Consider the following 10,932-nt stretch of genomic DNA (forward strand, 5'->3'; position numbering starts at 1 on the left):
ATCATACGATCCATTATAAGGACATGGCATATCTGTTCATTTTTAATACTGCCTAATTATTAAAAATAAACTTCAATAACTATCTCATTAGTCTTTTTAGATTTATTAAAAACTACATGTTACACGTTATGCAACCGATTCAGTTCATGCATCTTCTGATCATCTATTTAATATAAAATCTCTTATACGAAGTTTAAAAAACGTGGATCTATAGTCCTCGTTTCGTGTAAGCCCCATTATGTTAAATAGGGCATAAACTCTCTATATATCATGCTTAGAGCTAAGATAAACATCATAAGAGATAGCCCCTTAAGCAAAGCTCTTTGTATTTTTAAATTACGTAAACACTTTTTTAGTCCTAAAGAAAAGAATACATAAAGACCGCCAATAATAGCTAAAGTTAAAACTGTGATTATGATTAAGGAAAAAGTTTGCTCTTTCAGGCTAGATGCTCCAAAAATAGCTGGAACAATTGCTAGGTAAAACGAAATGGTTTTAGGATTACTGAGCGTTATAAATAGCCCATCTCTATAAGAGAAGATAGTTTCATTTACCGTATTCTTAGCTTGAGTTTGTAAGAGGTCACCATTGAAAGACCAAAAACTATAAGCTAAATACAATAAATACATGCTTGATAGCAGGACTAAATACAAAGAAAAATTTGGAATAAATTGTGTTAAAGAAGCCAGTAAAAAAATAGAGGTTAATAGAAAAATTAGATCACCTGTGATTAGGCCAATTAGCATAATGACGCCATTTTTATAGCCTTGGGTGAGTGTTTTAAAAATTAGACCTGTCATACCTGGCCCAGGAAGAATTGCGGCTAAAGATAAGGTGAAAATATATGTGGTGAATTGTGCTAGATAGTCCATCTGAAAGTAGATCAATAAAATATATTGGGACTATTCTTTAGTAAAAACAAAGAAGAGATTGATCTATATTTTTTATAAAAATGACAAATAAGGGTATAAAATACCTCTTTTAGTTCATTATTTTAGTATTTATGCCTAATCATAAAAAAATTGATAAAACTGATGTAAAAATCTTGGAGTTATTACAACAGCTGAGTTATCAGAACAATTGAGCTTATCGACTTCCCCATGTTGGCGTAGAGTCAAGCAACTTGAAGATACCGATATTATAAAAGGATATGGAGTATTACTTGATCGTAAAAAAATAGATTTAGGTGTAATGGTATTTATACGTGTATCTATTGATAGCCATAGTGAAAAAGAAGCTAAAAAATTTGAGGAAGAAGTGACAGCTTTAGATTATGTCGTTGCATGTTACAGCATTGGAGGTGATGCAGACTTCTTACTTCAAGTTGTATCCCCAAATCTTGATACTTATGCTGAGTTCTCTATGTCAACAATTAGAAGATTGCCTGGAATAAAAGAAATGCAGAGTATGTTTGTTCTAAAAGAAATAAAACCATTCATAGGTTTTCCAGTTAAAACTTCGCAATAATATTTTTAAGTCAAGATTTCCTAAAATCAACATAATACCGCTTATACGAAATGCTTGAATTTTTCCTATAAGCATCAATTTCTTACATGAAACTATGATGGGGTTCACCGCACAATTATGGTTTCTTTGTGACTATTCACGTTCCATGCTCAATATTCAAGCAATGTTTCATGACTGTGATTATTTTTACTGCTTAATTAGAAGTAATGAGTTAATTACTTTTTCAGCCTCTTATAAAGTAAGACCAAAATATTTATCCAAAATTAGTTACTTTAGACTATACCCTAAAGTAACAATGTGAAAGTTCTTAAAACCGTGTAACATTTAAATGATTTTTAATCATAAGTAACATGTAACTTTGGCATTAAAGATTTATAATTTACGAAATTGTTCATTTTTATCTAATTGGGGCGTGAAAAATTGAAAGGTCAAAAAGTAGGTTATGTCCGGGTGAGTTCTGTGGAGCAAAATACTGGACGTCAACTTGAGGGAATTGAAGTCGACCGAACTTTTGTTGACCGAGCTTCGGGTAAAAATACAGACCGACCAAAATTTCAGGAAATGTTGAACTATGTCCGGGAAGGGGACATGATTGTTGTCCATTCTATGGATCGTTTTGCCCGAAGCCTAAAAGATTTGGTCACTGAAGTGGACAAACTTGTCAAACGAGGAATAGCCATTCAGTTTGTAAAGGAAAATATTACTTTCACTGCTCAATCGTCTCCCATGGATAATTTGATGCTGCAACTGATGGGTGCTTTTGCACAATTCGAACGTGAGATTATTCTAGAGCGGCAAAAGGAAGGGATTAAACTAGCCTCAGCTCAAGGAAAGTACAAAGGCCGGGTACATAAATTGAATTCTGCTCAGGCTGAAGCTTTACGACAAGCATGGAAGGAAGGGAAGTATCCTTCAAAAATGGCATTAGGCCAGGCATTTGGAATTAGTCGCCAGGCGGTATATCGCTACTTAAAAGCCGGGGAATAACTCAATTGAAATTGGCGAGTATATTTAGTTGAGATTATAAAACCGTGGAACGTGACAAATTCATGAAAAATCCTATTAGAGAGTGAGTGAGATTTTTATAAAGTATTATGGCCAACCTCAGGGTGAAGTGTATCTCGTGAATAGAGTTTTCGGTCTCTAAGCTTTTTTGAAGGGAATACATCGACTCAGATCCCTATTTGCAACAGTGCCTGCTCAAGTGCATTGAGCACCATATCTGTATTCATCCGTTTAGATACTTTCCATCCAACAATTGCCCGTGAGAACACATCAATAATAAATGCAGTAGTGTTTCAGGCGTACAGCCAATCTTAAGTGCAATTGCTGTGATTGCAGCTCAAGTAGAAGGATAATCTTTTTCGGATTCAATCAATAATTGAACTGCTCTATCTCTGATTTCACGGGTATATTTTGGTTTTTTCATTGGGACGCTTCGCTACGTCTTGCGAAGCAATGCTTCTCATCTCAAGAAAAGTGGTCTCCGACAAACCCGGTATAGTGCAGATATGTTCAAAAGAATAAATTTAAATGTATTAGTTCTGAGTTAATCTGACACAGCCCTTGAATAAGTAAATTCCTTATTTCACTTGATTTTAAAATAATGTTTTTCACTAATCAGCTTAATTTTTATTTTTTTGTAAAGCCGCTCTTTAGAATCTTCATTTGACTTTGTGACTTTATCAGCAAATTTCTGGTCTAATATCAAGGCTGCATAGGTTTTATAACCTATTTCCAATCGGTCTATTTTATTTCCTTCTTGCTCAAACTCTTCAATTAATTTATTGATTTTTTTTACGCTGATATCACTCATATTTTCAACCATTTAGTTTTAGATTTTTTAATTTAATCTTCAATTATTTAGATTATATTAAAGTACAATTTAAAGAATTCGAGGGCTAATAATTTGTAGCGTAATCAGCCCAGGTTAATTAAGACGTATGATTTAATAAGTGCTGTTGTGCAATATAGACGGGTTTGCCCAAACTCAGTGAATATTGTATCCATGTTCCATCTGCTTGAAGTTCCCATGCTCGACGATTATCTTGAAGGTAATTCATTAAACCATCTTCCAGAATTTGTTTACGAAGCTTTTTATCTTCAATCGGAAAACAGGTTTCGATGCGAGAAAATAAATTACGCCCCATCCAATCTGCACTGGCGCAATAAAGTTTGCTTTCACCCTGATGATAAAAATAATAAACGCGGGTATGTTCTAAAAAGCGTCCTACAATTGAGCGGACTAGAATATTTTCAGAAAGTCCTTTCACTTGTGGACGTAAGCAGCAAATTGAACGGACGATTAAATCGATTTGAACGCCCGCTTGAGACGCTCTATACAGAGCATCAATCAGTTGAGGTTCAGTCAAGGCATTTACTTTAATAATAATCTGCGCTTTTTTCCCTGCTTTGCTATTGTTAATTTCAGTTTCAATGAGTTCAATCAATTGAGAATGCAGAGTAAATGGTGCATGGAAAAGTTTTTTAAGTTCGACCAGTTTTCCCAGGTCTGTGAGCTCATGGAAGATTTTATGAACATCTTCACACATATCAGCATCACTGGTTAGTAGTCCGTAGTCTGTATATATTTTGGCATTGTTCGCATGATAATTTCCTGTACCCAAATGAACATAACGTTTAATTTTATCCACTTCACGGCGGACGACTAGAATCATTTTGGCATGGGTTTTATAACCAACAATCCCATAGACCACGACTGCGCCTGCTTCTTGTAATACATTGGCCACTTCTATATTAGATTCTTCATCAAAACGTGCCCGTAATTCAATTATTGCTGTGACTTCTTTACCATTTCGGGCTGCTTCTGCAAGAATTTGAACAATCTCCGAATCTGCACCACTGCGATAAAGGGTTTGTTTTATCGCCAAAACATGCGGGTCATGTGCGGCTTCTTTAAGTAATTTAATGACAGGAGAAAATGAATGAAAGGGATGGTGCAATAAAATATCTTCAGTTTTTAGTACTTCGAATATCGATTTCTTGCTATATAGCGCTTTGGGTAATTGGGGAATATAAGGCTTAAAACGTAATTCGGGTAAATTGAAGTTCGAGATAAAACGTACTAGGTTAAGCGGACCATCAATACGATAGAGTTGCTCTTCCTTAAGATCAAATTGTCAAAGTAGATAATCGCTAATCGTTTCTGGGCAATTTTTATTTACTTCTAGTCTTACAGCACGACCAAAACGTCGTGAGGATAGCTCACCTTTTAAGGCAATCGCTAAGTCTTCAACATCTTCTGAAACGGTTAAGTCTGCATTACGTGTAACCCGAAATTGATAACATCCCGTTGTGGTAACACCCGGAAATAATTCATGAATATGTTGCTGTATAATGGCTGAAAGTAAAATGTAGTATTCAGCCTCACCGGAAATACTTTTAGGCAACTTCACTAATCTAGGTAATGATCGTGGTGCGGGAACAATCGCTAAATCAATTTTTCGTCCAAAAGCATCTTTGCCCTCTAAGGTGACAATGAAATTTAAACTTTTATTGACCAACCCGGGAAAGGGATGTGCTGGGTCTAAACTGATAGGCGTAACTACAGGTTGAACTTCGTTATGAAAATAATCCTTAATCCATTCATTATGCTTTTCAAGGATGTCACCATACTGAATGAAATTAACGCCATGTCCTTGCAGTTGCGGCAGGACACTATAATTAAGAATTTTATACTGTTCTTCGACAGCTTCATGCGCAAGTTTGGAAATGGTGGTGACTATGTCTGAGATTAATAAGTCATCTGGACGAGTTCTAGCATGATTTGAAAGTTCAATTTGTTGCATTAAACTGGCAACTCGTATTTCAAAAAACTCATCAAGATTACTTGAAAAAATAATTAAAAAATTTAATCGATCAAGTAAAGGGTATTCAGTATCTTTCGCCTGTGCCAACACCCGTTTATGAAACTCAAGTAGTGAAAGCTCTCTATTTATATACTTTTTCAACGGATGTGATGAAGCGTTTGAAGGCACATTCAAGGAAGTCATTTATTGCTCTTATAAAGTTAGATTACAGCACTAAAGAAAACTTAATAAAAAACTTTCCCAGAACCTTTAGAAGAGGTCAATTGATTTTTTATAAATAAAAAATGCCTAGATCTGGGGAAGGCTAAGAATTAAACTTTATTCAATTGAGCATTTTGTTACTACTTAATGACAGATTTATGAAATCGTATTGTATTGTTGTTTCATCTGGCTGATATTTATACTTTTTATCTGAATTTGGCAGAACAGAGGAGTATTGATTAAAACCGAGACAATTGGGGTGTTGAATGGGGAACTTTCTAGAAAAGCGATTTCAACTCAAACTGTCATCAGTTATTCACAGTGATGTCATGTATAAAAATTAATCTACTTATAATTTTAACAACAGTTCAAAATCATGATGAATATAAAACCAAAAATATTGAGTTTAAGTTTAATGCTCATGGGGTGCTCATTTTCTGTACATGCACAATTAATGTTTAGTCAGTATATAGATGGAACATTTAACAAAAAGGGCTTGGAAATCTATAATCCAGACGGTTTAACAGTGAACTTAGCCGACTATGAGATTCAACAATTTACCAATGGTTCAATCACCAAGACTGCAGCTTTTCCACTACAAGGTTCATTGGCAAGTAAAGCAAAGTACATCATTGGTCGAATAGAGTTGCAGGCGGTACTTGGTAGTAAAGTCAATCAAGTGGCAGGGCTTGCATTTAATGGGGATGATGCTTTAGTACTTTTATATAAAGGTATTCCAATAGATCGTTTTGGTCGTGTGGGGGAAGATCCAGGTACGGGGTGGGGAGTTGGTTTTAGTAGTTATCAAAATAGTTTGTCGCGTACTAAAACTTCAAATAATGTAACTTCAATTGATCCTGTAGCAGCATTTGAGTTAGAAAGTGAATGGTCTAAATGGTCTGGTCGAGATGAGTTTTCCCAGTATTTAGACACGAGCTCACCTATCACTCCACCAATTACCCCTATTAGTTGTAATACAGTAGATACCGCGATTGCAGACCTACAATCTGCCACTCAAAATCAGCCTTATGTTGTTCGTGGTGTTATTACCGCAGACTACCGATACGATAATGGTTTTTCTGGTTTTTATGTACAAACGCCTGATAGCAAAGCCAAATCGAATTTGAGCAATGCTATTTTTGTCTATCTTCCTGTAAGTAGTAAAATCACTGGAGGAAAAGTAGGTGAAGAAGTTATTCTAAAAGGTCGTTTAACCTCATATCAAAACCAACTCCAAATAGATCAACTTGATCAAGATATTCAAACCTGTACTCCACAAGCATCCGATACAGTCACGGCACAGGCTCTTAATTTGCCATTTACCAGTTTGATGGATACAGCAGGAAATGTACCGAAACGCTATCAAGGTATGCTGGTTAAAATTCCGCAAACCTTAACGGTGAGTGAAAATTACAATTACGGTCGTTATGGTGAGCTATCTTTAAGTTTAGGTCGCTTATATATCCCAACCAATTTATATCCTGCAAAATCTGCTGAAGCAGTTGCGTTAGCCAAGCAAAACTTACTTTCTAAAATTATCTTAGATGATGGCTATAACAATCAAAATAGAACACCATGGCTGCCGCAAAACTTCAATGCCTTAAATACATTAAGAACAGGTTCACAACTGAAAAATGTTGAAGGGATTTTAGAGTACCGTTTTAATGCATGGCGAATTCAACCTATACAAGCGAAGGCAGAACCTGAAATTATTAAAGATACCAATATACGTCCTTCAACAGTGATTGCAAAAGACGCTAAGCAAATTCGCGCTGCGGCTTTTAATGTCTTGAATTATGATAATGGTGCAGAAAAAGGTTTCCCAACAGAACGTGGTGCAAGCTCAGAAGCTGAGTTTAAAAAGCAACATCAAAAAATTGTCAGTGCTTTAAAAACAATTGATGCCGATGTCTATGGGTTAATGGAAATTGCAAATAATGGTTTTGATGATAAAAGTGCAGTGGCATATTTATCCCAAGCCTTAGGTGCAGACTGGAAATATGTTATTCCAACCAAAATGACAAAACTAGGTACAGATGCAATTGCAGTTGCGATTATTTATAACAGTAAGCGCGTAAAACCTGTGGGCGAGCCTGCGGTTTATGACGATCAGACTCAAAAGAACCGTGTCACCATGGCGCAAAGTTTCCAATCTGTAAATGGTGGAAAAATATTTACGATAGTACCGAATCACTTAAAGTCGAAAGGCAGTTGTCCTGACGATAAAACTCTGGCCGATGCTGATCAGGGGGATGGTCAAGGTTGCTGGAATGCAACACGTTTAACGGCAGTACAAAAACTCATGCAGTGGATTGCAAAAAATCCAACGCAAGTGACTAAGCCAAATTATTTGTTGGTCGGCGATATGAATAGTTATGCTAAAGAAGATCCGATTTTAGCATTGGAAAAAGCCAATTATAAAGTCTTGCTCAATGATGAAAAAATTGGACAAGGTAAAACGGCCTATAGTTATGTCTTTGGTGTGGCAAGTGATGCGAATGGCAATGGTGGTGCAGGAAACTTAGACCATGCAATTGCTGATGCAGATTTATATCCAATGGTAAAACGTACTTTTGCTTGGCACATCAATGCTGATGAGCCGACAGCTTTAGATTATAATGAAGAATATAAAACAGATGAGCAAATCGCAGCATTCTATAGCGACGATGCATTCCGTTCTTCCGATCATGATCCAGTGATTGTTGATATGGATTTAAATGAATCTGTGCCGGATAATGGCAAGAGTGGCGGTGGCAGTATGGGATTGTGGTCTATTTTGTCACTTATGGGCTTGGTTTTAGCATCTGCAATACGTCGACGTAAAGCTTGAGCTGAGACACTATTATGAAATGCTGATTCAAACTGGCTAAAAGTAAATAAATAAGGTAAATCGAAAAGGAGAAATATAATATTTCTCCTTTTTTTAGCTTTAGAATAATGAATTGGTTTCACTAATTTTAAACACGACTGCGACATGATGAACCTTTAAAATTTAAAAAAATAGGGATAATCGTGATTCATAAAAAGAGAATAAATCATTATTCAACTACAGCATGTAGTTTACTATTTTCAAGCTTATTACTGACTGGATGTAATAATGATAATGATGGCCAGAACACAACACCTGTGAATCAGATAAATCCTTTGGAAGTCAATCTGCTGCATCTCAATGACAGTCATTCACATTTAGATGAAGAAAGCACCAAATTAATGCTTGAAACCTCTGCAGGAAAACGTGAGGAAATACAAGTCAAAAATGGTGGTTTTGCACGCGTTGCTGCGCTGATGAATACCTTAGCAAACAGTGAGAAAAACCCCATAAAAATTCATTCGGGTGATGCAATTACAGGCGATCTCTACTTTACTTTGAAGGAAGGTGAAGCAGATGCAGATCTGATGAATACCGTTTGTTTTGATACTTTAACTTTGGGCAATCATGAGTTTGATAATACGGATGCCGGTTTGCAAAAGTTTATTGGCTTCTTAAATGATAAAGGTAACTGTAAAAATAAAACCCAAGTCTTGAGTGCAAATGTCGAGTTTGGCAAAACTTCACCTTTGTACCAAACTGATCTTGTTAAGCCTTATACGATTATAGAAAAAGAAGGGCAGAAAATTGCTTTAATTGGTTTAACGATTGCCAATAAAACTAAAAATGCTTCTCGACCAAATCAAGATACTGTATTTAACGATGAAATAGTCACTGCACAAAAATATATTGATGAGTTAAAACAGCAAGGCATTAATAAAATTATTGTTCAATCTCATCTAGGTTACGGATTGGAAAAAGATTTAGCGACTAAATTGTCAGGCGTTGATGTCATTGTTGGCGGAGATTCACATACTTTACTTGCAGATGCGAAACTTAAAAATTACGGTATCAGCCCAGAGGGTGATTACCCTACGGTACTGAAAAATAAAGATGGTGATCAGGTGTGCGTTGTACAGGCATGGCAATATGCCTATGTCGTCGGACAGTTAAAAGTCAACTTTGATGCCAATGGTAAAATTGAAGCCTGTGCAGGAAAAGCTAATATATTGATTGGCGATGATTTTAAGCGTACAGCTAAAGAGGCGGTTGCCCTAAGCAGTAATGAAATTTCTCATCTTAAACAAGATATTGAAAACAGTAACTCACTACGCATCGTACAACCTGATACTACAGCTTTAAGTATTCTAGACCCGTATAAAGTTGCTAAAAACTTATTAGGCAAAGAAAAAGTTGCTATTGCAAATGATAATTTATGCTTACGTCGTGTTCCTGGAATGACCAAAGATACGTCACGTTCTAGTTTGGGTGATGTCTGCAATAAAGCAGATTTTATTAATCAGCATGGTGGCGATGTACAGCAGTTAGTTGCTGAAGCATTTTTGCAGCAGGGTAAAAAATATTTTAATGCTGACATCTCCATCCAAAACGGAGGTGGTGTGAGGGTAGACCTACCTGAAGGTGATATTACAGTAGAGAAAATTTATACAGTATTGCCATTTAAAAATACCTTGGTGCAATTAAAAGCAACAGGTCAAGAAATTAAAGCCGTGCTCGAAGATGCAATCGATGCAGTTGCCAGTAATAACACAGGCAGTTATCCATATGCAGGCGGATTGCAATGGGATGTGGATTTAACCAAGTCTAAGGGGCTGCGTGTATCCAATTTGCAGGTTCGAAATGCACAGGACCAATATCAGCCATTAAATCTAAATCAGACCTATCAAGTAATTACCATCAACTTTCTTGCCGATGGTCAGGACTTCTACAGTAGCTTTAAAAATATCACTGGCGAACGTCGTGTGGATGTAGGATTAGATTATGCAGAAGCATTTTTGCAGTACGTAGAAGGTTTATCTGGTGAAAAAGGGCAAAAGGTCTTGTCCCGATTGCCCGTTGAGCAATACAGCACGCAAAATTATAAAGAATAAAAAGGGTTAATTGATAACAGATAAAAATTTTGGCTTATAACCGACCCATAGTTTTTTAAAAGAAGAAGCTCAATTGAGCTTCTTCTTTTTAGTTGCTTTTGATTAGAGAAATACCACTTTCAATATTTTCTTTCAAAGGTCTTTAAACTGTACACCTCTTAATCATCTCTAGGCTATTTTCCATCTTTTAAAATAGGTATAAAATAGATCTCTTTCATAAATCATTTTTTACTCAATTCCAAGTTATAGATTCCAGCGATCAAATTGAATCTTAAACCGAGTCTTTTGCCTCTATTTCGATAACGCTCAGCAAGAATTTTGAAGGTTTTCAGGCTGCCAAATACATGTTCAATCCCTATTCTTCTTTTATTGATTTCCTGATTATAGATTTTTAGTTCAGGATCTAATTTACAACGTCTTTTGGCTTTTAAAGGCACTGTTGCAAATAGAGATTTGAGTCGATGATGTTCCCTTTAAAATTGCTTAGAGACCGAAAACCCTGTTGATTAGACAC

Annotated in this window: 6 protein-coding genes and 3 pseudogenes; 4 read left to right on the forward strand and 5 right to left on the reverse strand. The window is 35.9% G+C overall.

Features of this window, described 5'->3' with window-relative positions:
* Positions 1-236 precede the first annotated feature (236 nt).
* Positions 237-872 carry a LysE family translocator gene (locus tag AY606_RS04435; protein WP_067865360.1) on the reverse strand — a complete coding sequence of 212 codons (636 nt, stop codon included), beginning with the start codon at positions 870-872 and terminating at the stop codon, positions 237-239.
* A gap of 131 nt (positions 873-1,003) precedes the next feature.
* Between AY606_RS04435 and AY606_RS04440 the strand changes: the two are divergent.
* Positions 1,004-1,467: pseudogene (locus AY606_RS04440) on the forward strand (Lrp/AsnC family transcriptional regulator).
* A 420-nt stretch (positions 1,468-1,887) separates the two neighbouring features.
* Complete coding sequence (locus AY606_RS04445; protein WP_067865363.1) at positions 1,888-2,454, forward strand: recombinase family protein; 567 nt, start codon at positions 1,888-1,890, stop codon at positions 2,452-2,454.
* 188 nt (positions 2,455-2,642) lie between these two features.
* Here AY606_RS04445 and AY606_RS16850 read toward each other — a convergent pair.
* From AY606_RS16850 to ppk1, 3 genes and pseudogenes are all read right to left on the reverse strand, one after another.
* Positions 2,643-2,759: pseudogene (locus AY606_RS16850) on the reverse strand (DDE-type integrase/transposase/recombinase); the annotation flags it as partial.
* Between the two features lie 296 nt (positions 2,760-3,055).
* Entirely contained in the window at positions 3,056-3,283 is a 228-nt protein-coding gene (locus AY606_RS04450; protein ID WP_067865371.1) for a hypothetical protein, read from the reverse strand.
* 118 nt (positions 3,284-3,401) lie between these two features.
* Positions 3,402-5,480 (reverse strand): annotated as a pseudogene (gene ppk1 / locus AY606_RS04455) (polyphosphate kinase 1).
* A gap of 394 nt (positions 5,481-5,874) precedes the next feature.
* On the opposite strand from ppk1, the gene AY606_RS04460 reads away from it, so the two are divergent.
* Positions 5,875-8,328 (forward strand): ExeM/NucH family extracellular endonuclease, encoded by a 2,454-nt coding sequence (locus AY606_RS04460; protein ID WP_067865366.1) that lies wholly within the window; start codon positions 5,875-5,877, stop codon positions 8,326-8,328.
* 170 nt (positions 8,329-8,498) lie between these two features.
* Positions 8,499-10,418, forward strand: coding sequence for a bifunctional metallophosphatase/5'-nucleotidase (locus AY606_RS04465; RefSeq protein WP_081408361.1), 1,920 nt, complete (start codon positions 8,499-8,501; stop codon positions 10,416-10,418).
* A 221-nt stretch (positions 10,419-10,639) separates the two neighbouring features.
* Here AY606_RS04465 and AY606_RS04470 read toward each other — a convergent pair whose 3' ends face one another.
* Positions 10,640-10,855 (reverse strand): transposase family protein, encoded by a 216-nt coding sequence (locus AY606_RS04470; RefSeq protein ID WP_283234612.1) that lies wholly within the window; start codon positions 10,853-10,855, stop codon positions 10,640-10,642.
* Positions 10,856-10,932: the final 77 nt, after the last annotated feature.

Source organism: Acinetobacter sp. SFB, assembly GCF_001647545.1.
GTDB lineage: Bacteria > Pseudomonadota > Gammaproteobacteria > Pseudomonadales > Moraxellaceae > Acinetobacter.

Bases quoted from the DNA above. Each gene is read 5' to 3' on its own strand.
- AY606_RS04460 (WP_067865366.1), top strand. From the start codon at position 5,875: ATGATGAATATAAAACCAAAAATATTGAGTTTAAGTTTAATGCTCATG.
- AY606_RS04435 (WP_067865360.1), bottom strand. From the start codon at position 872: ATGGACTATCTAGCACAATTCACCACATATATTTTCACCTTATCTTTA.
- AY606_RS04450 (WP_067865371.1), bottom strand. From the start codon at position 3,283: ATGAGTGATATCAGCGTAAAAAAAATCAATAAATTAATTGAAGAGTTT.